The organism is Nocardia sp. NBC_01499 (assembly GCF_045040275.1).
In the GTDB taxonomy this organism is placed as follows: Bacteria; Actinomycetota; Actinomycetes; order Mycobacteriales; family Mycobacteriaceae; genus Nocardia.
The window spans coordinates 5,046,676-5,069,109 of sequence record NZ_CP109426.1 but is presented as its reverse complement, the minus strand read 5'-3'; the positions used below and the strand labels follow the sequence as shown (position 1 = coordinate 5,069,109).

Annotated in this window: 21 protein-coding genes; 16 read left to right on the top strand and 5 right to left on the bottom strand. The window is 67.5% G+C overall.

Translation table 11 applies throughout. The annotated features are described in order from the left end of the window. Positions 1 to 51: 51 nt before the first annotated feature. From nth to OG203_RS23135, 4 genes are read left to right on the top strand one after another with little or no spacing between them, the layout of a single operon-like run. Positions 52 to 885: an endonuclease III gene (gene nth / locus OG203_RS23150; RefSeq protein ID WP_405167682.1), complete on the top strand. Its 834-nt coding sequence runs from the start codon at positions 52 to 54 to the stop codon at positions 883 to 885. Continuing rightward, positions 882 to 1,520 carry a redoxin family protein gene (locus tag OG203_RS23145; RefSeq protein ID WP_405167681.1) on the top strand — a complete coding sequence of 213 codons (639 nt, stop codon included), beginning with the start codon at positions 882 to 884 and terminating at the stop codon, positions 1,518 to 1,520. Before nth ends, OG203_RS23145 begins: the two co-directional genes overlap by 4 nt. Further along, positions 1,517 to 2,233: an NUDIX hydrolase gene (locus OG203_RS23140; RefSeq protein WP_405167680.1), complete on the top strand. Its 717-nt coding sequence runs from the start codon at positions 1,517 to 1,519 to the stop codon at positions 2,231 to 2,233. Before OG203_RS23145 ends, OG203_RS23140 begins: the two co-directional genes overlap by 4 nt. Then, positions 2,230 to 3,423 (top strand): MarP family serine protease, encoded by a 1,194-nt coding sequence (locus tag OG203_RS23135; protein ID WP_405167679.1) that lies wholly within the window; start codon positions 2,230 to 2,232, stop codon positions 3,421 to 3,423. Before OG203_RS23140 ends, OG203_RS23135 begins: the two co-directional genes overlap by 4 nt. Positions 3,424 to 3,533: 110 nt before the next feature. Here the strand turns inward: OG203_RS23135 and OG203_RS23130 are convergent, their stop codons facing one another. From OG203_RS23130 to acs, 4 genes are all read right to left on the bottom strand, one after another. Further along, positions 3,534 to 4,469 (bottom strand): alpha/beta fold hydrolase, encoded by a 936-nt coding sequence (locus tag OG203_RS23130; protein WP_405167678.1) that lies wholly within the window; start codon positions 4,467 to 4,469, stop codon positions 3,534 to 3,536. A gap of 46 nt (positions 4,470 to 4,515) precedes the next feature. Beyond that, entirely contained in the window at positions 4,516 to 5,022 is a 507-nt protein-coding gene (locus tag OG203_RS23125) for a phage holin family protein (RefSeq protein WP_405167677.1), read from the bottom strand. 106 nt (positions 5,023 to 5,128) lie between these two features. Further along, positions 5,129 to 6,355 (bottom strand): Na+/H+ antiporter NhaA, encoded by a 1,227-nt coding sequence (gene nhaA / locus OG203_RS23120; protein WP_405167970.1) that lies wholly within the window; start codon positions 6,353 to 6,355, stop codon positions 5,129 to 5,131. A 178-nt stretch (positions 6,356 to 6,533) separates the two neighbouring features. Further along, positions 6,534 to 8,486: an acetate--CoA ligase gene (acs, locus tag OG203_RS23115; RefSeq protein ID WP_405167676.1), complete on the bottom strand. Its 1,953-nt coding sequence runs from the start codon at positions 8,484 to 8,486 to the stop codon at positions 6,534 to 6,536. 424 nt (positions 8,487 to 8,910) lie between these two features. Here acs and OG203_RS23110 point away from each other — a divergent pair, with 424 nt between their 5' ends. The 5 genes from OG203_RS23110 (at position 8,911) to OG203_RS23090 (ending at position 15,072) form a co-directional block, all read left to right on the top strand. Next, positions 8,911 to 10,500 (top strand): ABC transporter substrate-binding protein, encoded by a 1,590-nt coding sequence (locus tag OG203_RS23110; protein WP_405167969.1) that lies wholly within the window; start codon positions 8,911 to 8,913, stop codon positions 10,498 to 10,500. Positions 10,501 to 10,558: 58 nt separating this feature from the next. After that, the gene (locus tag OG203_RS23105) at positions 10,559 to 11,485 is read left to right on the top strand and encodes an ABC transporter permease (protein WP_405167675.1); all 927 of its coding nucleotides are present in this window, start codon (positions 10,559 to 10,561) and stop codon (positions 11,483 to 11,485) included. After that, positions 11,478 to 12,455 carry an ABC transporter permease gene (locus tag OG203_RS23100; protein WP_405167674.1) on the top strand — a complete coding sequence of 326 codons (978 nt, stop codon included), beginning with the start codon at positions 11,478 to 11,480 and terminating at the stop codon, positions 12,453 to 12,455. The genes OG203_RS23105 and OG203_RS23100 overlap by 8 nt, the downstream gene beginning before the upstream one ends. After that, positions 12,452 to 14,158, top strand: coding sequence for a dipeptide ABC transporter ATP-binding protein (locus tag OG203_RS23095; RefSeq protein WP_405167673.1), 1,707 nt, complete (start codon positions 12,452 to 12,454; stop codon positions 14,156 to 14,158). The genes OG203_RS23100 and OG203_RS23095 overlap by 4 nt, the downstream gene beginning before the upstream one ends. A 167-nt stretch (positions 14,159 to 14,325) precedes the next feature. Beyond that, a complete protein-coding gene (locus OG203_RS23090; protein WP_405167672.1) occupies positions 14,326 to 15,072 on the top strand; it encodes an oxidoreductase in 747 nt (248 codons plus the stop codon). A gap of 515 nt (positions 15,073 to 15,587) precedes the next feature. Here OG203_RS23090 and OG203_RS23085 read toward each other — a convergent pair. Further along, positions 15,588 to 16,421, bottom strand: coding sequence for an HAD-IB family hydrolase (locus tag OG203_RS23085; protein WP_405167968.1), 834 nt, complete (start codon positions 16,419 to 16,421; stop codon positions 15,588 to 15,590). 455 nt (positions 16,422 to 16,876) lie between these two features. On the opposite strand from OG203_RS23085, the gene ssd reads away from it, so the two are divergent. The 7 genes from ssd (at position 16,877) to OG203_RS23050 (ending at position 22,183) form a co-directional block, all read left to right on the top strand. Next, positions 16,877 to 17,989, top strand: coding sequence for a septum site-determining protein Ssd (gene ssd / locus OG203_RS23080; RefSeq protein WP_405167671.1), 1,113 nt, complete (start codon positions 16,877 to 16,879; stop codon positions 17,987 to 17,989). Between the two features lie 145 nt (positions 17,990 to 18,134). Next, positions 18,135 to 19,319 (top strand): TadA family conjugal transfer-associated ATPase, encoded by a 1,185-nt coding sequence (locus OG203_RS23075; protein WP_405167670.1) that lies wholly within the window; start codon positions 18,135 to 18,137, stop codon positions 19,317 to 19,319. Positions 19,320 to 19,482: 163 nt separating this feature from the next. Further along, on the top strand, positions 19,483 to 20,274 hold the full coding sequence (locus OG203_RS23070) for a hypothetical protein (protein WP_405167669.1): 792 nt from the start codon (positions 19,483 to 19,485) through the stop codon (positions 20,272 to 20,274). Positions 20,275 to 20,409: 135 nt separating this feature from the next. Next, positions 20,410 to 21,033: a type II secretion system F family protein gene (locus tag OG203_RS23065; RefSeq protein ID WP_405167668.1), complete on the top strand. Its 624-nt coding sequence runs from the start codon at positions 20,410 to 20,412 to the stop codon at positions 21,031 to 21,033. Between the two features lie 129 nt (positions 21,034 to 21,162). Then, on the top strand, positions 21,163 to 21,348 hold the full coding sequence (locus OG203_RS23060; RefSeq protein WP_405167967.1) for a DUF4244 domain-containing protein: 186 nt from the start codon (positions 21,163 to 21,165) through the stop codon (positions 21,346 to 21,348). Between the two features lie 62 nt (positions 21,349 to 21,410). Beyond that, entirely contained in the window at positions 21,411 to 21,725 is a 315-nt protein-coding gene (locus tag OG203_RS23055) for a TadE family type IV pilus minor pilin (RefSeq protein WP_405167667.1), read from the top strand. A gap of 92 nt (positions 21,726 to 21,817) precedes the next feature. Further along, on the top strand, positions 21,818 to 22,183 hold the full coding sequence (locus OG203_RS23050; protein WP_405167966.1) for an Rv3654c family TadE-like protein: 366 nt from the start codon (positions 21,818 to 21,820) through the stop codon (positions 22,181 to 22,183). The last annotated feature ends 251 nt before the right edge of the window (positions 22,184 to 22,434 follow it).

The window sequence follows — 22,434 nt, the reverse complement described above, 5'->3', positions numbered from 1 at the left end:
GCAACCGAACTGGACGGGCAACGTTCGCCGATGGTTCCGTATGGTGGACAGGTGCGTGTCACCCCCTCCACAGCCGCCGGGACCGGGCGTGCGTCCGCCCCCGAGGCGACCGACGCGCAACCCGCAACGGTCGCCGCTCCGAAACGGAAATCCCGCGCGCGACAGGCGGAAACCCAACTCGGACTAGTACGCCGGGCACGCCGCATGAATCGCACATTGGCGGCCGCTTTCCCGGATGCGCATTGTGAGCTGGACTTCACGACTCCGCTTGAATTGGCGGTCGCGACAATACTTTCCGCACAGTCCACGGATGTGCGGGTGAATCTCACCACGCCAGCCCTGTTCGCCAAGTACCGCGACGCCCGCGATTACGCCGAGGCCAACCGTGCCGAGCTGGAGGAATACATCCGCTCGACCGGTTTCTTTCGCAACAAGGCGAGCTCGCTGATCGGCCTCGGTCAGGCGCTGCTCGAGCATCATGACGGTGAATTGCCTCACACCATGGACGAACTCGTGCGATTGCCCGGGATCGGCCGCAAGACCGCCAACGTCATTCTCGGCAACGCGTTCGGCGTGCCAGGCATCACCGTCGACACGCATTTCGGTCGGCTGGTGCGGCGCTGGGGGTGGACCACCGAGGAAGACCCTGTGAAGGTCGAGCACATCATCGGCGAGCTCATCGAGCGCAAAGACTGGACGATGCTGTCGCACCGGGTGATCTTCCACGGCCGCCGGGTGTGCCATGCCCGCAAACCGGCCTGCGGTGTGTGCGTGCTCGCCAAGGACTGCCCGTCGTTCGGGGCCGGCCCCACCGACCCGGACACCGCCGCCGAGCTGGTGAAGGGGCCGGAGAAGGAGCATCTGCTCGAGCTGGTGGGCCGGTGAGACAACTCCCGGTCGCCTGGCGATGGGCGCTTGCGGGATTGATCGCGGTGATCGCACTGGCCTTTGCCCTGTGGCCGAGGGGACGGGACACCGAAACCACGGCGGACAACGGCCAGCAGGCGCGCATGAGTGCGGGGGTATCCGAACAGCAACGCGTCGCGGCGAATCTCGCGGCCTGTCCGCAGCCTGCCCCTGGCGCCAAGGGTTCCGGACCGCTGGCAGGCCTCACGGTCGGCTGTCTTGCCGACGGCGGGTCCGTCGACCTGGCCGCCGCGCTGGCGGGTAAGCCCGCGCTGCTGAACCTCTGGGCATACTGGTGTGCACCGTGTGCGCAAGAATTGCCGTATTTGCAGCACTTCGCCCAACGCGCCGGAAACGCGATTACCGTGCTGACCGTGCACAGCGACCCCGATGAGGCCAAGGCGATTTCACGGCTGACTGGACTGAACGTGAAACTGCCCGGTGTGCTCGATGCCGACGCGCGGGTGCGCACGGCCGTCGGCGCCCCCTCGGTGCTGCCGATCTCGGTGCTGTTGCGGGCCGACGGTTCGGTCGCGCGGGTGGCGGTGCGCGCGTTCACCGGAGTGGACGACATCGCGAACGCCGTCGCGCGGGATCTGGGCGTGGCCGCATGACAATCCCTGTGCCCCAAGACATTCCGAAGTGGCTCAGCAAAGCCATCGAGCCCGCCGCTGACACCTCGGACACCCTCACGCTGGCGCGCACGCTGCGCCGCGCCATGGCCATCACCTCGACCCCGCGACAGGCGGCGGTCCTTGTCCTGTTCGGCGGCACACCCGAGGCCGACTCCGACGCGCCGGGCGGACTACCCGCCGACGCGGAGGTGCTGCTGACCCAACGCGCCGCCACCCTGCGGCAGCACCGCGGTCAGGTCGCGTTCCCCGGCGGCGCGGTCGATCCCGGCGACACCGGACCGGTCGATACCGCGTTGCGGGAGGCTTGCGAGGAGACGGGGCTCGATCGTTCCGGCGTGGAACCCCTTGCGGTACTACCGAAGTTGTTCGTGCCGCCGTCGCGTTTCGACGTGACACCGGTCGTCGCCTACTGGCGCACTCCCAGCGCGGTCGGGGTGGTCGACCAGAGCGAGACCGAACGGGTGGCGCGCGTGCCGGTGGCCACGCTGCTCGATCCGGCGAACCGCTTCCTGGTCCGCGGCAGCCTCGGCTACCAGAGTCCAGCCTTCCAGGTGGACGGCATGCTGGTGTGGGGGCTGACCGGCGGTATCCTCGCTGGAATCTTCAAAGCCGCTGGCTGGGAACAAGATTGGGACCATCAAGACGTTCGTGACCTGGAGACCGCGCTGGCCGATGTGGGAATGACCTTATGAGTACATCGGCATGGCTCGATATCGCGGTCGTGCTGCTCGCGCTGCTCGCCGCCTCCTCCGGGTGGCGGCAGGGCGCGGTCGCGTCCGCCCTGGCGTTCCTCGGCGTGGTACTCGGCGCCGTCGCTGGCATCCTGATCGCTCCGCACATCCTGATCCACGTCAGCGAGGGCCGCGCCAGGGTGCTCACCGGCGTGCTGCTGATCGTGCTGCTGGTGATCGTCGGCGAGGTCGCGGGCATGGTGCTCGGCCGGGCCGCGCGCGGCGGCATGCGGCATCCGTTCACCCGCAGTGTGGACAGCGTGATCGGCGCCGTGCTGCAGGCGGTGGCCGTGCTGGTCACCGCGTGGCTGCTCGCGCTGCCGCTGGCCACTTCGTCGCAGCCGTCGATCGCCACCGCGATCAACGGTTCGCGGGTGCTCACCGACGTCAACGATGTCGCGCCGAACTGGTTGCGCCGCCTGCCCAACGAATTCTCCAAGCTGCTCAACACCTCCGGCCTGCCGGACGTGATCGGCCCCTTCGGCCGCGCCCCGATCGCCGCCGTCGAGCCGCCCGACCCGAGCGTGCTGTCCAGTCCCGTCGCCGCCTCGCTGCAGGGCAGCGTGTTGCGCATCCGCGGCGTCGCGCCGAGTTGCCAGCGGGCGCTGGAGGGTTCGGGCTTCGTGATCGCGCCCGAGCGGATTATGACCAACGCGCACGTGGTCGCCGGCACCACCAGCGTCCAGGTGGACACCGTGCGCGGTCCGTTGGACGCGAACGTGGTGCTGTTCGACCCGTCCAAGGACGTCGCGGTGCTCGCCGTACCCGGGCTGACCGCCCCGGTGGTGCCGCAGGCGCCGACGGCCGCGCGCCCCGGCGACAGCGCCATCGTGCTCGGCTACCCCGGCGGTGGTCCGTACACGGCGAGCGCGGCCCGCGTCCGCGAGACGCTGGATCTCACCGGTCCGACGATCTATCGCGACGGGACCGTCGAGCGTGAGGTCTACACCGTGCGCGGCCGGGTTCGCGCTGGCAACTCCGGTGGGCCGCTGGTCGATACCGATGGTGAGGTGCTCGGCGTCGTCTTCGGCGCCGCGGTGACCGACGACGACACCGGCTATGTGCTCACGTTGTCCGAGATCCGCGCCCAACTCGATGCCGCGGCCGGGTCGAATGTCCCGGTGGGCACCGGGGCCTGCGTGCTCAGCTGAGTTCTGGTCCCGGGTCGGATTCTTCGGATGCGACCCGGGACCGGGCAGGACTCATCATCCGGACTTGATCAGGGTGGCACCGGAGAGTTCGCCGACCCCGGAGAGTCCGGTTACGCGAGTAGCTTCGCCAGCTCCGCGGTCACCATGTCCGGGTTCTCTTGGTGCGCATAGTGACCCGCGGCGGGAATGGTGGCCAGGCGGCGATCCGGGGACAGGTGCTGGCCACGACGGAACGTACTGGTGAGCACGTAGGGGTCGAGGTCGCCGCGCATGGCGAGCACCGGGATGCGGATCGGCGCCCGCATGGTGGCCATGAAACGGCGACCGTCCGGCCGCCACTGGCTACGGAAGGCCCAGCGCTGATATTCCAGCGCACAGTGCGCGGCCCCTGGAATCTGGATGGCCGAACGCATCCGCCGCGCGGTATCGACGAATTCGGTGGTGCCCGACCACGATCCACTCACCCGCTGCCGCAGCATCCGCTCGACCTCGAAGCCGTCGCCGGTGGTCAGCAGCCGCTCGCCGTAGCGGGGCAGCTGGTAGCGCAGGAAGTTGGGCAGCCAGGTCGCGCGCTGGTGGCGGTTGCGCAGCACCGCGCTCTTGAGCGCCGCCGGATGCGGTGAGCTCACCACCGCGATGGAACGGACCAGCCGAGGGTGCAGCACCGCGGTCGCCCAGCACACCAGGCCGCCGTCGGCATGCCCGACCAGCGTCGCGTCGGTGTAGCCGAGCGCGCGGATGAGCCCGGCGATATCGCCGGCCAGGGTCCAGCCGTCGTAGCCGCGCGGCGGTTTGTCGCTGTCACCGTACCCGCGCAGGTCGACGGCGACCGCGCGGTAACCGAGGTCGGCGAGCCCGGTCAGCTGATGCCGCCAGGACCACCAGAAGTCGGCGAAGCCATGCAACAGCACGACCAGTGGTGCGTCGGTGCGGTCGGGCGCGGCATCGACAACGTGGAATCGAATGCCGTTGGCATGAACGTCCCGATGCGCCCACGGGCCGTCGAAACGGACGCTGGACGGATCCGGAATGAAATGCGACGACACGCCGAGGCAGCCTAGTAGTTCGGGGTATCCGCGCGCGAGCGAGCGGTTACGAAGCGGGTTTTTCCAGCGAGCGGGGCTCGTCGTTGGCGGCGGCGCCGAGTCCGTGCGGCAGCACCGCGCGGGCCTGCTTGAGCGAGTCGATCGTCTTCTCCGGCGCCCGCAGCTTCTTCACCCGCAGATAGCCGAGCAGGGCGAGCACCGCGGTCGTGACGATCATCAGCAGGAACACGATGAGGAACGCCGCCCAGCGGGCCAGCCACACGTCGAGCAGTTCGCCGAGGAAGAAGAAAAAGAAGAACGTGCTGAACAGCAGGACGGTCAGCGCGAGGATGAAGTAGACGCTGCCCTGCAGGCCTTTCTTGATCTCGCCGGTGACCTCGGCCTTGGCCAGCGCGACCTCGGCGCGGACCAGGGTCGACATCTGCTCGGTGGCGTCGCGCACCAGCGTGCCGAAGCTGGCGCTGCCGCTGGGATTGGCGTCGGACAGGGGAATGGAGGTCACCGTACGACCGCGCTGTGCGTCGTTCCCGTTACCGCCGTTTGTGACACTCACTTGGTAGACCCTTCTCCCTGTCCAGGCACTGCTTCGACTCCGTTCGATCTGCGGCGTTCCCGGGGCCCTTCGTGGTCACGCAAGCTACCGCCTCCGGGCCCGTAGCTCACGCCGCGTCCTCTTCTCGTTGTAGCGCACGGGCATCCCGCCGCGCCTGGTGGACACGCCCACGCCGCAACAGTAGCGCCGAACCGGCGAGTGACGCCGCCATTGATGTGACCAACACAGCGGCCTTCGCCAATTCGACAGCGGAGCCGTCTCCGACGTCGGCAAGCGCGAGTTCTGCCACAAGAAGGCTAACGGTGAACCCGATCGCGCCGAGCACCGACAGGGCGAACATGTCGCGATAGCCGAGTCCGGCCGGGCGCTTCGCCACGCCGAACCGGATTGCGAGCCAGCTGATCCCGAAGATTCCGAGGGTCTTGCCGAGCAGTAACCCGAGAATGACGGCCAGCGCCAGCCTGTCGCTGAACAGCTCACCGAATACCTTGCCGTCCAACGGAACTCCGGAGGCGAACAACGCGAACAGCGGCACGCACAGCCCGGCCGAGATCGGCTGGATCAGGTGCTCCAGCCGGGTGGCTGGCGCCTCCGCCTCACCGGGGTCGGTCCGCACCCTGGTGAGCAGTCCGAGCGCCACGCCCGCCAGCGTCGGATGGATGCCAGCTTCGTGCAGCGCGTACCAGGACACCAGCGCCAGTGGGACGTAGAGCCACGGCGTGCTGATCCGTTTGTGCTGGGCCAGCACCCACCCCGCTAAGCAGGCCGCGGCGGCAAGCAGCCACAGCAGCGCCAGCGTCGTGGTGAACAGCACGGCGATCAAGATGATGGCGATCAGATCGTCGACGACGGCGAGGCTGAGCAGGAACACCCGCGCGCTCGCCGGGATGCGCGAACCGGTCATCGCGAGCACGGCAAGCGCGAACGCGATATCGGTCGCCACCGGAATGGCCCAGCCGCGATCCATCCCCGGCACGCCGAGGCCGACCACCAGGGCGATCAGCGCCGGGGTGACCACACCGCCGATCGCGGCGATGATCGGCAGCGCGGCCCGTTTCGGGTCGGCCAGCTCACCGACGACGAGTTCGCGTTTGAGCTCTAGCCCGGCGACGAAGAAGAAGATGGCGAGCAGACCGTCCTCGGTCCATTGGGCCAGCGTGAGATCCAGGTGCAGCGGCGGGATGGCGAGCACCGTGTCGGTCATGGTCACGTAGCTGTCGCCCCATGGCGAGTTCACCCACAGCAACGCCGCGGCGGCCGCGATGAGAAGGATTGCACCGCCGACTGTTTCGGTGCGGAGATAGCGGGACAGTTCCGAGCGCACTTGCGTGATCACGGGGAACCTTTCGGCAGGGTCGGTCAACGCTGCGACCACGCCATCCACCGATTCGGCTGTCAGGTACGTGATCGCATGCCGACCAGACTTCCCGGCACACCTTACGCAATCCTAACGGGTAGGGCCGGTGACGAAACACGCCACCGGCCCTAAACTGCCCTGCCTATCGCTTCGACTATGCCTTCGTCGCCCGAATCGCCTCGAAGACATCGGGGTCGACCAGCGTCGAGGTGTCGCCGAGTTCCCTGCCCTCGGCGACGTCGCGCAGCAACCGGCGCATGATCTTGCCGCTGCGTGTCTTGGGCAGCTCGGGCACCACGTGGATCTCCCTCGGCCGCGCGATCGGGCTGATCTCGCGCGACACCTCCGCCTTCAGCTCGTCGACCAGCGCCGCGCCGGTGTCCTTGGCCTCTGCGGTCAGGATGACGAACGCGACGATGCCCTGACCGGTGGTCTCGTCACTGGCGCCGACCACCGCGGCCTCCGCGACGCCGGAATGTCCGACCAGCGCCGACTCCACCTCGGCGGTGGAGATCCGGTGGCCGGACACGTTCATCACGTCGTCGACCCGGCCGAGCACCCACAGGTCGCCGTCCGCGTCGAGCTTGGCGCCGTCACCGGCGAAGTACCAGCCCTGCTCGGCGTAGCGCTCCCAGTAGGTGGCCCGGTAGCGATCCATATCGCCCCAGATGCCGCGCAGCATCGACGGCCACGGCTGGTCGAGCACAAGGTAGCCGTTGGCCTCGGTCTCGCCGCGCTGCACCGGCTTGCCCTCCTCGTCGACGACCAGCGCCGAGATGCCTGGCAGCGCGGCCATCGCCGCACCCGGCTTGGTCGCGGTGACGCCGGGCAACGGCGAGATCATGATCGAGCCGGTCTCGGTCTGCCACCAGGTGTCCACGATCGGAGTGTGGTTGCCGCCGATGACTTCTCGATACCAGCGCCATGCCTCCGGATTGATCGGCTCACCCACCGAGCCGAGCAGCCGGATGCTGGACAGGTCGTGCGCGGCGGGGATCTCCCTGCCCCACTTCATGAACGTGCGCACCAGCGTCGGCGCCGTGTAATAGATACTGACGCCGTACTTTTCGACGATCTGCCAGTGCCGGTGCTCGTCCGGGAAGTTCGGCGTGCCCTCGTAGACCACCTGGGTGGCGCGGTTGGACAGCGGACCGTAGACGATGTAGCTGTGTCCGGTGACCCAGCCGATATCGGCGGTGCACCAGTAAACGTCCTGTCCCGCTTTGTGATCGAAGACGGTGTGGTGGGTGTAGGACGTCTGGGTCAGGTATCCGCCCGAGGTGTGCAGGATGCCCTTCGGCTTTCCGGTGGTGCCGGAGGTGTAGAGGATGAACAGCGGATGCTCGGCATCGAACGGCTGTGCCTCGTGTTCCGGGGACGCCTGCGCGACCGTCTCGTGCCACCACACGTCGCGGCCGTCGGTCCACGGCACCTCGATCTCGGTGCGCCGCACCACGAGTACGTGTTCAACGCTGTGCGGCACATCGCCGTTCGCGTACAGCGCCTCGTCCACCGCCTCCTTCAGCGGTGCCGCCTTGCCGCGCCGCCACTGCCCGTCGGTGGTGATGATCAGCCGGGCGCTCGCGTCGTCGACGCGCTGGCGCAGTGCGGTGGGGGAGAAGCCGGCGAACACCACCGAGTGGGTGAGGCCGAGCCGGGCACAGGCCAGCATCGCGACGATGGCCTCGGGCACCATCGGCATGTAGATGGCGACCCGGTCGCCCGCCTCTAGTCCGAGTTCGGTGAAGTAGTTTGCGGCACGGCTGACTTCGGCGAGCAACTCGCGGTAGGTGATCGCACGCGAGTCGCCCGGCTCGCCCTCCCAGTGGATGGCGACCTGGTCGCCGTGGCCGTCGAGCACGTGCCGGTCGACGCAGTTGTAGGCGACGTTGAGCTTGCCGCCGTCGAACCACTTCGCCACCGGCGCGTCGCTCCAGTCCAGCACCTGACGCCACGGCTGATGCCAGTGCAACCGACTCGCCTGCTCGGCCCAGAACGCGTCGCGATCGGCCGACGCCTGCTCGTAGAGCCCGGCATCGGCGTTCGCCGCGGCCGCGAACTCCGCGCTCGGCGGGTACGAGTCCCTGTGGTCGGCGGTTTCGGTCATCTCGTTTCTTCTTTCCACGTAGCCTGAGCGCACGATTCAAACGCAGCAAGTTCGACAGTAATCAACTGTGACCTACGCCGCGTCCGATGTTTCCACCGGGTTTCCTTCCCGACACGCCGTCGCGCGATCCGCAACGGAGTGGGTGGATCCAGGAGACACCGGACGGTCTCTATGGAGGCAATGTTCCGGTCGATAGGTCATTTTCGCGTGATGTTTTCCGTGTTTCGTCCGTGTTGCCGGATTGGTAACAAGTAGAACGAACTGGAACGAACCTTGGTCAATCCGATGACAGAGTCCGATGTTGTGGATAATCTGCGAGGCACCCAAGGCGGTTTGTGCCGGCATGCGCCTGGTGACCTCATGCGCGTGCCACGGATTCCGCCCTTCTCGAAATCGGGAGAACGCGTTGAGATTCAACAGAGCAATGGCGCTGACTGCGGCAGTACTGCTGGCTACGAGCCTCGGTCTGTCCGCATGCTCGTCGGACGACAGTGCCGATGCGAGCATCGTCACCACGAACGGTGGTGAGCCGCAGAACCCGTTGGTACCCACCAACACCAACGAGAACTATGGTGGCCGCGTCGTTGACCGATTGTTCGCCGGCTTGAAGTACTACGACGCCAACGGCGTCGCGCACGACGAGATGGCGCAGAAGATCGAGACGACGGACCGGAAGAACTACACGATCACCATCAAGCCGGACTGGAAGTTCTCCGACGGCACCCCGGTGACCGCGAAGTCGTTCGTCGACGCGTGGAACTACGGCGCCCTCGGCACCAACGCTCAGTTGCAGAGCTACGTGTTCACCCCGATCGTCGGGTTCGACGAGGTGTCGGCTGAGAAGCCGACGGCACAGACGATGTCGGGCCTGAAGGTGGTCGATGACAAGACCTTCACCGTCGCGCTCAAGTCGCCGTCCATCGACTTCGAGACCGAGCTCGGTTACGCGCCGTTCTACCCGCTGCCCGACGCCGCGTACAAGGACATCAAGGCCTTCGGTGAGAACCCGATCGGCAACGGCCCGTACAAGTTCGCGCACACTGGCGCGTGGCAGCACAACGTCCAGATCGACCTGGTACCCAACCCGGATTACCACGGTGGCCGCGTGCCCAAGAACAAGGGCCTGCGCTTCGTGATGTACCAGTCCTTCGACACGGCTTACGCCGATCTGATCGCTGGCAACCTGGATAGCCTCGACACCATCCCGGACAGCGCGATCACCTCGTACAAGAAGGACCTCGGCGATCGGGCCATCACCAAGCCGACCGCGCAGAACCAGCACGTCGGCATCCAGACCAATGTGCCGCACTTCTCGGGCGAAGAAGGCGTGCTGCGCCGCAAGGCGCTCTCGATGGCGATCAACCGAGACCAGATCTGCGAGAACATCTTCCACGGCACCCGGCTGCCCGCGCGTGACTTCACCTCCGCCTCGCTGCCCGGCTTCGACGGAAACCTGCCCGGCTCCGAGTTCCTGAAGTACAACCCCGACGAGGCCAAGAAGCTGTGGGCCCAGGCCAACACCATGTCCCCGTGGTCGGGTCGTTTCGAGATCGCCTACAACTCCGACGGCGGTCACCAGGCCTGGATCGAAGCCGTTGCGAACAGCATCAAGAACACCCTCGGCATCGATTCCATCGGCACGCCGTACCCGACCTTCAAGAACATCCGCGATGAGGTGAACGCCCACACCATCGGCAAGGCGTTCCGCTACGGCTGGCAGGGCGACTACCCGACCATGCTGCAGTTCCTCACCTCGCAGTACTACAGCTACTCCGCTACCAACAACGTCGACTGGAAGAACCCGGACTTCGACAAGCTGCTCGACGCCGCGCTCGCCGCGCCGACCTTGGACGCGTCCTACAAGATCGTCGCGCAGGCGCAGACCCTGATGCTGAACCAAATGGCCGATATCCCGGTGCTGGACTACATCGCCGCCGCTGGTCGGTCGGACAAGGTGAAGTCCGCCGCACTGGCCTGGAACGGCCTGTTCGACTTCGAGAACATCGAAAAGTAGCCGCTGACGAGCCTCGCCGCCCCGTGCGGCGCGGCTCGTCACTGACCCAGGAGGCGAAATGGCCTGGTATATCGTGCGGCGTCTGCTTCAGATGATCCCCGTATTCCTCGGGGCGACGTTGCTCATCTATGCCCTGGTATTCCTCGTCCCCGGCGACCCGATTCACGCACTCGCCGGTGACAAACCGATGACCCCCGCGGTGGAGGCCCAACTCCGCGCGCGGTACCACCTCGACCAGCCCTTCTTCATGCAGTACCTGCTGTATCTGAAGGGCATCGTCACGTTCGACTTCGGCACCGCCTTCTCCGGCAGGCCGGTGCGCGCGGAGTTGGCTCGCGCCTTCCCGATCACGATCAAGCTCGCCTCCATGGCGGTGGTCATCGAGGCCGTGTTCGGCGTGGCGTTCGGCCTGATCGCCGGCCTGCGCAAGGGCAAGCTGTTCGACTCGACGATGCTGGTCGTCAGCCTGATCGTGATCGCAGTGCCGATCTTCGTGGTCGGCTTCCTCGCGCAGTTCCTGCTCGGCGTGAAGTGGGGGATCGCGCCGGTGACCGTCACCGGCAAGGCGAGTTTCGGCGAGTTGCTTGTCCCGGCGTTCGTGCTCGGGTCGCTGTCGTTCGCCTACGTGCTGCGGCTGACCCGGAACTCGGTGGCGGAGAACATGTCCGCCGACTATGTACGCACCGCGACCGCGAAGGGGTTGAGCAGGCGCCGCGTGGTAACCGTGCACATCCTGCGCAACTCGATGATCCCGGTGATCACCTTCCTCGGCGCCGAACTCGGCTCGTTGATGGGCGGTGCCATCGTCACCGAAGGCATCTTCAATATCCCCGGTGTCGGCGGCACGCTGTACCAGGCGATCACCCGAGGCGAACCGCCGACGGTCGTCTCGTTCGTCACGGTGCTGATCATCATCTTCTTGGTCTCGAACCTGATCGTCGACCTCCTCTACGCCGCACTCGACCCGAGGATCCGCTATGCCTGACCTCGACAAAGGACAAGGAATCGACCTCGCGGAGAGCGCGGCTCGTGGTAGGCAGGTCTACTTCGTCGCGCCGCCCGACGAGGTCGAGGTGCTCGCGACCGACATGGTCGTCGACGGCGGCTCGCCGACCAGCATCTGGTACGACGCGTGGCGTCAGCTGCGGCGCAACCCGATCTTCATCGTCGCGGCGTTGATGATCCTGTTCGTCCTCGTCGTCGTGATCTGGCCCGGCCTGTTCACCAGCCAGGATCCCCGTTATTGCAACGGCGATTTCAGCATGAGTCCGCGCGGGGCAGGTCACCCGTTCGGCTTCGACAAGCAGGGTTGCGACATCTACGCCAGGACCGTGTACGGCGCACGGGCTTCGGTGATGGCCGGTGTCGGCTCCACCATCGCCTTCGTGCTGATCGGTGGCATCCTCGGCGCGCTGGCGGGCTTCTACGGTGGGCTCCTCGACTCGGTCGTGTCCCGCGTCGCCGAGATCTTCTACGCGATCCCGCTGATGCTGGCCGCGATTGTGATCATGCAGCTGCTCGATTCGCGGACCATCTGGACCGTGATCATCATCCTCGCCGGATTCACCTGGCCGCAGGCGGCCCGGATCGCACGCAGCGCGGTGATCCAGGCGAAGAACAGTGATTACGTCACGGCGGCAAAGGCATTGGGCGTTTCCCGAATACGCACGCTGATTCGGCACGTACTGCCGAACGCGGCGGGCCCGCTGATCGTGGTCACCACGATCTGGCTCGGCGTCTTCATCGTCACCGAGGCGACGTTGTCCTACCTCGGCGTCGGGTTGCCGCGCACCATCGTGTCGTGGGGCGCCGATATCGCCTCCGGGCAGAAGGAGATTCGCACCTCCGCGATCCTGTTCTATCCCTCGGCGGCCTTGGCGCTCACCGTGCTGAGCTTCATCATGCTGGGTGACGCCGTGCGCGACGCCCTCGACCCGAAGGCGAGGAAGCGATGAGCGAGTCTCGCAGCGCACAGTCGCCACTGCTCGAAATCAAGGACCTCAACGTCTGTTTCAGCTCGGAGGGCAAGAAGATACCCGCCGTCCGCGATGTGAACCTTTCGGTCTATCCGGGCCAGACGGTCGCGATCGTCGGCGAATCCGGCTCCGGCAAGTCGACAACGGCGCACGCGATCATCGACCTGTTGCCCGGCACGGGACAGGTGACCTCCGGCTCCATCCTGTTCGACGGCAAGGATCTCGCGAAGGCGTCCAAGAAGGACATCGTCGCGGTGCGTGGCAACGGGATCGGCCTGGTCCCGCAGGACCCGATGTCGAACCTGAACCCGGTGTGGAAGATCGGTTTCCAGATCCGGGAAACGTTGGAGGCCAACGGGATCGCCAAAGGCAAGGCCGCCAAGCAGCGGGCCATCGAACTGCTGCACGAGGCGGGCATGTCCGACGCCGAGCGTCGGGTCAACCAGTATCCGCACGAGTTCTCCGGCGGTATGCGTCAGCGCGCGCTCATCGCCATCGGATTGGCTTGCCGCCCTAAGCTGTTGATCGCGGACGAGCCGACCTCGGCGCTGGACGTCACCGTGCAGCGGCAGATCCTCGATCACCTCGACGGCCTCACCAACGAGCTCGGCACCGCGGTACTGCTGATCACGCACGATCTCGGTCTCGCCGCCGAACGCGCGGAGCATCTGGTGGTGATGTATCGCGGCAAGGTGGTGGAATCCGGTCCGGCCCTGCAGATTCTGCGCGAACCGCAGCACCTCTACACCAAGCGGCTGGTGAACTCGGCGCCCTCGCTGGCCTCGCAGCGACTGTCTTCGGTGAAGCAGCGCATCGAGATTCGCGAGCAGGCGGTGCAGGTGGCCGAGCAGATCGCGGCCGCCGACACCGAGCTGACCGCCGCCCAGGACGACGTGGTCGTTGTCGAGAACCTCACCAAAGCCTTCAAGATCCGCGGCAACGCGCCGTGGAAATCGACGGACTTCATTGCGGTGCAGGATGTCTCGTTCCGGCTGCGACGCGGCACCACGACCGCCATCGTCGGCGAATCGGGTTCGGGTAAATCGACTGTCGCGCAGATGATTCTCGGTCTGCTCGAGCCAACCTCGGGCAAGGTCGTGTTCGACGGCAAGGAAGTCGCCAAACTGGATCGCAAGAGCGCCTTCGCGTTCCGGCGCCGGGTGCAGCCGATCTTCCAGGACCCGTACGGCTCGCTCGACCCGATGTACTCGATCTACCGCACCATCGAGGAGCCGTTGCGCACGCACAACATCGGCTCGCCGAAGGAGCGGGAGGCCGTGGTTCGTGACCTGCTCGACAAGGTGTCGCTGCCGTCCACCGTGATGCGCAGGTACCCGAACGAGTTGTCCGGTGGTCAGCGTCAGCGCGTCGCCGTTGCCCGCGCCCTCGCGCTCTCGCCCGAGGTCGTGGTCTGCGACGAGGCGGTGTCCGCGCTCGACGTGCTGGTGCAGGCGCAGATTCTGCGGCTGCTGAACGATCTGCAGGCCGAGCTCGGCCTGTCGTATGTGTTCATCACCCACGACCTGGCCGTTGTCCGGCAGATCGCGGATGACGTGCTGGTCATGCAGACCGGCAAGGTGGTCGAGGCGGCCTCGACCGAGGAGGTTTTCGACAGTCCTCGGGAGGCGTACACCAGGCGGCTGCTCGATGCCATTCCTGGCCGAGATCTGTTGGTGAGCTGAGGAAGCCGGCTCGTCGGCAATCGAAGAGTACGGCGCTCGCCCCGACCCAACCTGGTCGGGGCGAGTCGCGTTTCCACGAAGATCGGGCCGGTGCGAAGGCAACGTGCGGCGGGCTCCTGAGCGGGCTGGGTCCGGGGGCCGAACGCGCGCAAGTAGCCTCGTAACCCGTGACCGATCCGCTACAGCCTCTCGTCGATCTGCCCGGTGTCCGCGCCGCCGCCGACCGTGCCCGCGACGCGCTCGCCGAGGTGCATCGGCACAAGGCGAATCGGCGCGGCTGGCCGACCACGGCCGCCGAGGCCGCCGTGCGCGCGGCCAGGTCCTCCGCCGCCATCGACGGCGGCAGCACCGAACTCCCCGCCGACGGGCAGGTCGGCGATCCGATTCTGGCCGGTTCGCTGCGGGTCGGACAGGCGTTGGACGGTGACGCGCTGCGCAACTTGGTCGGCACCTGGCAGCGGGCGCCGCTGCAGGCGCTGGCCCGGCTGCATCTGCTCGCCGCGGCCGACCTGGTCGCCGACGAGGAGTCACTCGGCAGGCCGCGCGCGGATGCCGGTGTGGCGCAGCGGCTCGATCTGCTGGTGCAGGCGGTGCTCGGGTCGGGTGCGCCCGCACCGGTGATCGCGGCGGTGGTGCACGGGGAGCTGCTCACGTTGCGGCCGTTCGGTACCGCCGATGGTGTGGTGGCGCGTGCTGCCGCGCGGCTGGTGGCGGTGTCGAGCGGGCTGGACCCACACAGTTTGGGGGTGCCCGAGGTTTTCTGGCTGCGGCGTCGACAGGCCTATCTCGATGCCGCGGCGGCGTTCGGGAGTGGCGCGGCGGACGCTGTCGGCAGCTGGGTGATCCTGTGCTGCGGTGCGCTGGAAGATGGCGCACGGGAAGCCACATCGATCGCCGATTCGGCGTCGGGATAGGCCACTGATCGAGCCCGCACATCAAAACGGGCGGCGTTGTCGTTGTCGACCTCGCCGCCCGCGTAGCACGGACTACCCGGTTACCAAGCGTGCTGGGTGGGTTGTGTTCTTGCGGCCTCGGCGATAGTCCGAACTCCGGCGGTTCATCCCCGCAACCTGTGCGAGGCCCTCGCCGACGAAGACCCGGATTTCGCAGGCCCACAACGCTTCTGCCCTTGTCGCGGCGCGCTCCGCGTGGGTGCCTGGTGCCCGTGCTGGGAAGGGTAGTTGGGAGACTGAACCTTCTCTTCCGGTCCTGCCTTGGCCTTCCGACCTTCCGTAGTTACCTTTCTACCCTGTGACCGCCCTCACATCAATAGCTGGGAACACATTCAATATTCGGCGTGTCGACCGGCGTTTCGTGGTTCAATGCCTGGTCGCGCGTGCCTTGACATTCCGTCGGCAAACCCCTCCGGCAAGTGTCCGGCTTCCCCTCGAGCAGCGGTCTCCGCCACTCGGTGAGTGGTGGCAAAGGCTCAGCTGCGGCGGCGCAGCAATCGATAGCTGATCGCCCCGGCGAGCACCGCGCTCAAGCCGACCACCGCGGTCGCGGCAAGGGTGGTGGACGATGGCGCCTGGAAGCGGGCCCACAACGACACCGGATTCGAAAACGTCAGGATCGGCCAACCTTTGGCGACCGCCTCGCGGCGCAGGTTGCGATCCGGATTGACCGCCGTCGGATGGCCGACCGCGGTCAGCATCGGCAGATCGGTGACCGAATCGGAGTACGCGTAACAGCGCGAAAGATCGTAACCCTCACTGGCGGCGAGCTTTTCGATTGCGGCGACCTTGCCCTCGCCGTAGCAGTAGAAGTCGACCTCGCCGGTGTACTTGCCGTCCGCGACGACCATGCGGGTCGCCGCGGTGTGTGAGGCGCCGAGCACCTCCGCGATCGGGCCGACGATCTCCTCGCCGGAAGCCGACACGATCACCACATCGTGGCCCCGGATCTTGTGGTCGGCAATGAGATCGGCAGCCTCGGCGTAGATCAGCGGATCCACCAGCTCGTGAAGTGTCTCTGCCACAATGGATTTCACCTGCTCCACGTCCCACCCGGCACACATGTTGGTGAGATGGGCGCGCATCCGCTCCATTTGGTCGTGGTCGGCGCCGGAGAGCATGAACAGGAAGTGGGCGTAGCTGCTTTCGAGCACGTCGCGGCGATTCAACAGGCCTTGCGCGTAGAAGGGCTTGCTGAAAACGAACGTGCTCGATTTCGCGATCACGGTCTTGTCGAGATCGAAGAAGGCGGCGACGCGTCCGTCCGCGGTGGGTGAGTCCACTCGACCAGCATAGGCGTAGGTCCGCATCGGCTCGAGCCGTGCGCGGGCTCGGTCCGGCACGCGCTGTCTGCTGGCTGGGACTGGGGATCGACTGGGGACCGCGCCGGGGTCGATGATGATGGCTTCCTTGCCGCGTCCACGGGCCGCGAGCGGGGAGTTTGCCCCGCGCCCACAGGGCAGGTATTCGCCGCAAAGTTCTACCGCGACAGACTTGCGTTGTGGGCGGGGCTTGGGTGTAGTATTGCTGGCACCTGGACATGGTCCAGGCGCGTTCAGCCCGACCCCCCGGGGCTGAACCCGACGGCCCCAGCCTCCTCCCCCCCCGGCTGGGGCCGTCCTCTATTTCGGGGACGGTTCGCGCCCCGGTTCACCGCACTCGGATACCGATTCGCAGCACTCAAAAGTTCTGCACACCCCCGAGTTATCCACAATCGGCACATCGCCCCTTCTGCCGTCGCACGATTTCGGCAACGCTCAGCCGCATGAATCTTGAAGTGGCGCCGGACAACAGCAGCCCGCCACCGGCACTCGTGCTCCTCGACGACCCCCGGCTGCGCGACGAAGTACGGCGCGTCGCCGCCGCGGCCGAACGCGGCCTCGACGAACGCGCACTGCCCATCGGCAGACACGCGTGGACCGGTACGCCATTGGTGATCCTGGACACAGCCACGGCGCGAGCAGCCGCCGAAGCCGGGTATCTGCGCCGGGTCGGCGTCGTTCTGGTCACCGAAGGCGAACCAGGATTGCTCGACTGGCAAGCCGCTGCGGCCATCGGCGCCGAGCGCGTTATCGCGCTGCCCGGCGCCGCCGAAGGACTTATCGAGATGTTTGCTGAGTACGGCGAACACCGCACAGGAGACGGGGTTGTCGTCGCGGTAGCCGGCGCGGCCGGGGGCGCGGGAGCGTCGACGCTCGCCGCCGCGCTCGCGCTGCGATCCGCCGCCGAAGGGTTCCGCCGCGACACCGTCCTTGTCGACGGCGCACCACTCGGCGGCGGTCTCGACCTGCTGCTCGGCATCGAAACAACCGCCGGACTGCGCTGGCCGGACCTGGTCGTCGAGGACGGCAGAGTCTCTGCGGCGGCACTGCATTCGGCGCTGCCGACCGCGGCGCCCGGCTTGGCGGTGCTTGCCTGCGGGCGCTGTGGTGCGGGCCGGTTGCCACGCGAAATCGGACCGGCCGCCGTTCGCGCCGTGATCGAAGCGGGCCGTGCCGCAGGCGATTTGGTGGTTTGCGACATCTCCGGTGAACGCGGCCCGCACGCCGATCAAATGCTCGACTCCGCCGACCTCGTCGTGCTGGTCGTCCCGGCCCGATTGCGCGCGGTCGCCGCCGCCGAGGTGGTCTCCGCGCACATCGGACGCCGAAATCCCAACCAGGGCTTGATAGTCCGTGGCCCAGCCCCCGGCGGCCTGCGCGGCCCCGAGGTCGCCGAGGTCCTCGACCTCCCGCTGCTCGCCGCCGTCCGCGCCCAATCCGGCCTGGCCGCCCGCCTCGAACGCGGCGGGCTGACCGTGCACCGTCGCGGACCACTGCGCGACGCGGCCGACGCGGTACTCGGCGTGCTGAGCGCACCCGCTGGACAGCGGCGATGAGTGCCGCATGGATGGGTCAGCACGGTGACCGGTGCGATAGTGCGACTGACCGCCGATCGGTAATGGTGCGGCGCGGTTGCCGAGTGTGGCTGGGGGACAGGGCTTCGCACCTTGTCAGCCGGACTCCGGCTGATCGGCGGCGGCGATGAGTGCGCTGGTCACGTCGGAGCTACTGGATCGGGTGCGGGAGCGGTTGTCCGGCGGGTCAGGGGATCCGGACCCGGCACAGGTTGCCGCCGCTATCCGGGCAGAGGCGGGCGGGGTGCTCGGGGATACGGATCTGCTGCGGGCGCTGCGGTTGCTACAGACCGAGATGACCGGGGCCGGGGTGCTCGAGCCGCTGTTGCACGATCCCCGGGTCGCCGATGTGCTGGTGACCGGACCGGACGCGGTGTGGATAGATCGTGGGCACGGTTTGGAGAAGACGTCGATCACCTTCCCGGACGAGGCGGCGGTGCGCAGGCTCGCGCAACGCCTCGCCCTCTCGGCCGGTCGGCGGCTCGACGACGCGCAGCCGTGGGTGGACGGCAGACTGTCCGGAACCGGAGCGGCGCTTGGTGATTCGTTCGGCGTGCGACTGCACGCCGTGCTCGCGCCGGTCGCGCACGGCGGCACCTGCCTATCCCTGCGCGTGCTGCGGCCCGCCACCCAGGGACTGGACGCATTGGCGGCCGCCGGTGCGGTACCCGCCGACGCGAAGCGGCTGCTGGAGCGGATCATTCAGGCGCGCCTGGCGTTCCTGGTGGTCGGCGGCACCGGCGCGGGCAAAACGACACTGCTCTCCGGTCTGCTCGCCAAGGTCGGGCCGAGCGAGCGGATCGTGTGCGTCGAGGACGCCGCCGAACTCGCGCCGCCACACCCGCATGTGGTGCGACTCGTCGCGCGGACCGCGAACGTCGAGGGTGTCGGTGCGGTGACCGTCCGTGACCTGGTGCGGCAGGCATTGCGGATGCGGCCGGACCGCATTGTTGTCGGCGAGGTCAGAGGAGCCGAGGTCGTCGACCTGCTGACCGCGCTGAACACCGGCCACGATGGCGGTGCCGGCACGGTCCACGCGAACTCCCCGCAGGAGGTACCCGCCCGCCTGGAAGCGCTTGCGGCCCTTGGCGGCATGGACCGCGCCGCCCTGCACAGCCAGCTCGCGGCCGCCGTCCAGGTCATCCTGCACGTCCACCGCCGAACGGACGGCACCCGAGGCCTGCGCGAAATCGGCCTCGTCCACCGAAACGACAACGGCCGCGTCCATATCGCACCCGCCTGGCACGCCTGCGCCCCGGCTCCCGCCGCCAGCGACCTGACCCGACTCCTCGACGAAAGGCTCGACCGATGATCGCCGCACGGACGGCCGTGGCGCCGACGTCGACACCGTTGGGCGATGTAGTCGAACCGCACGATTTCGGTCGGCTGGTCGCACCAGTGCGCCACGGGCCAGCGCGGATACCGGGGCGTCCGGCTTCGGAGAACTGTGCGCTGCCCGGCGGATGGGGCAGCCGATGAGCGTGGCGTTGGCGTGTCTCGCGCTCGCGTTGCTCGCGGCGCCGGTGTCCATTTCGCGTCGTCGATTCGAGGGACTGTTCGCCGATCCGGTGGTTGCTCGAAAGGTGCGGCACGACACGGTGATCCGGCTCGCTGCCGGTGGCGGGGTTGTTGCCGCGCTGGTGTTCGGGCTCGGTCCGTTTCTTGCGGCGGCGATGGTGGTCGCGACGGTGGGGTTTCGGGTTCGTCGAGCGGGACGGGATCGGCGCAGAAACGCCGAATGTGCCTATCTGCTCGACGCGTTGGAGGCGGTGATCGGGGAGTTGCGGGTCGGCGCGCATCCGAGTGCGGCGGCCGAGGTCGCGGCGGGTGAGGCGCGGGGCGAATCCGCCAAAGCCTTCGCGGTGAGTGCTGGGCGCAGCAGGCTGGGCGGTTCCGCGGCCGAGGGGCTGCGGCATCCGGATTCCATCGTGGCCGGGGAGCTGTCGCGCATCGCCGACGCGTGGCAGGTGGCGGAGCGGCACGGCCTAGCACTCGCCGAGCTGTTGGCCGCGGCACGCACGGACCTGGTGGGGCGCATCCGTTTTCACGGCCGCACCGCCGCCGCCCTTGCGGGTGCTCGCGCGTCCGCCGCCGTGCTGGCCGGGCTACCACTGCTCGGCATCGGCCTCGGCCAACTGATGGGTGCCGCCCCATTGCACGTTCTCTTCGCCTCGTCGGCGGGCACGGTCCTGCTTCCACTAGGCGCCGCCTTCGCCTGCTCGGGCCTGCTGTGGACCGACGCCATCACCCGAAAGGTGCTCGTATGAAACAACTTCGCCGCCTAACGTACGACGGTTTCATCGCGAGGCAAGCGGATTCGGTGCGCAACTCATACCCGGCCGACACGAACTGCCCTGTGCGCGCGGCCTATTCGTGCACCGAGATGTGTGAGGAGACTCAGCGTGGAACTGGCCGTGGGATATCCGGCATTGCCGACCGTGTTGCTGGCGGCCGCGCTGATCCTGTTGCCCGGCCGCGTCGCGGTGAACCGTCGGCTGCGGGCCCTTCGACAGCCGGAGCAGACGCACGCCGTCGTGCCCGCGTCGAAGCAGAAGCTCGACCCGTTGGCCTCGGCGTCGGTGTTCGACCTGTTGGCCGCGTGCCTGCGGGCCGGACTGCCGATGGCGGGCGCGGCGCGGGCCGTGGCGCCCGGTGCACCGGAACTGTTGGGAGAGGCACTGCGGCGGGCCGCGGATCTGCTCGCGCTCGGTGCCGATGCCGCGACAGCATGGGAGCGGGTGGTGGCGGACGGGGCAGGACGGGCGGGTGCCGAAGAAGTCGAGTCGTTGGCGCGGCTGGCCCGGCGATCCGCGCGGTCGGGCGCCTCGCTGGCGGTCGCGGTAGGGGAGCTGGCCGAACAACGCCGGGGTGCGGTCGAGGATGCCGCTGCGGCGCGGGCCGAGCGGGCCGGGGTGTTGATCGGCGGTCCACTCGGCCTCTGCTTCCTGCCCGCCTTCGTCTGCCTCGGCATCGTGCCGGTGGTGATCGGCCTGGCAGGCCGGGTGCTCGGCGGTGGACTGGTGTGAACACACGGACTACTCGGCCCATCGGAACATGCCTGCGCGGATCGGCCGCGCTGGATGAAGTGAGAGGGGAATCAGGTGCGAATCGAGCGAGTGACAAGCCACGCGATCCACGGGTTGGGGGCTGTATATATGGAGCTGCGTTCGCGAATCCTGCACGCGGCGGTCGCCGACGACGGGATGAGCACGGCGGAGTACGCGATCGGCACCATCGCCGCTGCGGCGTTCGGTGCGGTTCTGTACGGGGTGGTGACCGGCGACAGCATTGTGAACGCGCTGACGAAGATCATCGATCGGGCCCTCAACACCGCCGTGTAGCAGGCCGGTTTCGCCGGATAAACCGTTGTGGCACAGCAACTCTCGGTGATGATCGAGGTTCGGTGACGGTGGAGGCGGCGATCGCGCTCGGCACCCTCGTCGTCGCGGTCGTGCTGTGCATCGGAGCATTGCTCGCGGCGTCGGCGCAGGTGCGCTGTGTCGACGCCGCCCGCGAGGCGGCCCGCCTGTCCGCCCGCGGCGACGAAGCGAACGCGATCTCGGCGGCCCGCGGAGTAGCACCTCCTGCCGCGGACATCTCGGTGCACAACGAGGGCAACCGCGTGATCGCACGGGTCACCGCCCGAGCGCCACTCCTGCCCTTGCTGACCCTGCACGCGGATGCCCTCGCGTCTCGCGAGCCGGGGGCGGCACCGTGAGTGCGGTGAGCGGGTGGAACCGCCAGCCGCCCGCACGCGCGGACACGCTGAGGTCGCTGCCAAGGAGTGAACCGCATCGCCGGTGGCAGGGCATGCGCAGGGTGATCGACCTTCGAGCCGATGACGGAACGGCGACGGTGTTCGCGTGTCTCGCACTGGCCGGACTCATCGCGGCGACGCTGATGATCGGACAGGTTGGTGTGGTGGTCGTCACTCGGCATCGGGCGCAGGCGGCCGCGGATTTAGCGGCACTCGCGGCGGCCGGCGCATTGGCCGAAGGAGCCGATGCGGGATGTGCCGAAGCCGAGGAGGTTGCGCGACGGATGGGGACTCGGATGCAAGGGTGCGAAGTCGCGGAGTGGGACGCCATTGTGATTGTTAACAGGAATGTACCAATGGGTCTGTTAGGTGTCCGCATGGTGCGTGCGGTCGCACGGGCTGGACCCGTAGAAGACTGAGAGAAACCTAAGCGCGAACGCGCACTCTCTTGGTTGTCGCGAGTAGCGGAAATCGGTAAATGCCCTGGCCAAATAATTTCGGACGGCATAATTTCCGCAGGGGCGCGGATAAAGAATCGAATGAATGCGCATGTACGCAGGCGGCGATGTGGCAATAGCGCAGTTAACCTGAATACATTCCTCTTTATTCGGCCGCGTGCCCGGACCACGGTCCGCAAGGGCGGCACCGGGCTGTCACGACGATCGAGCAG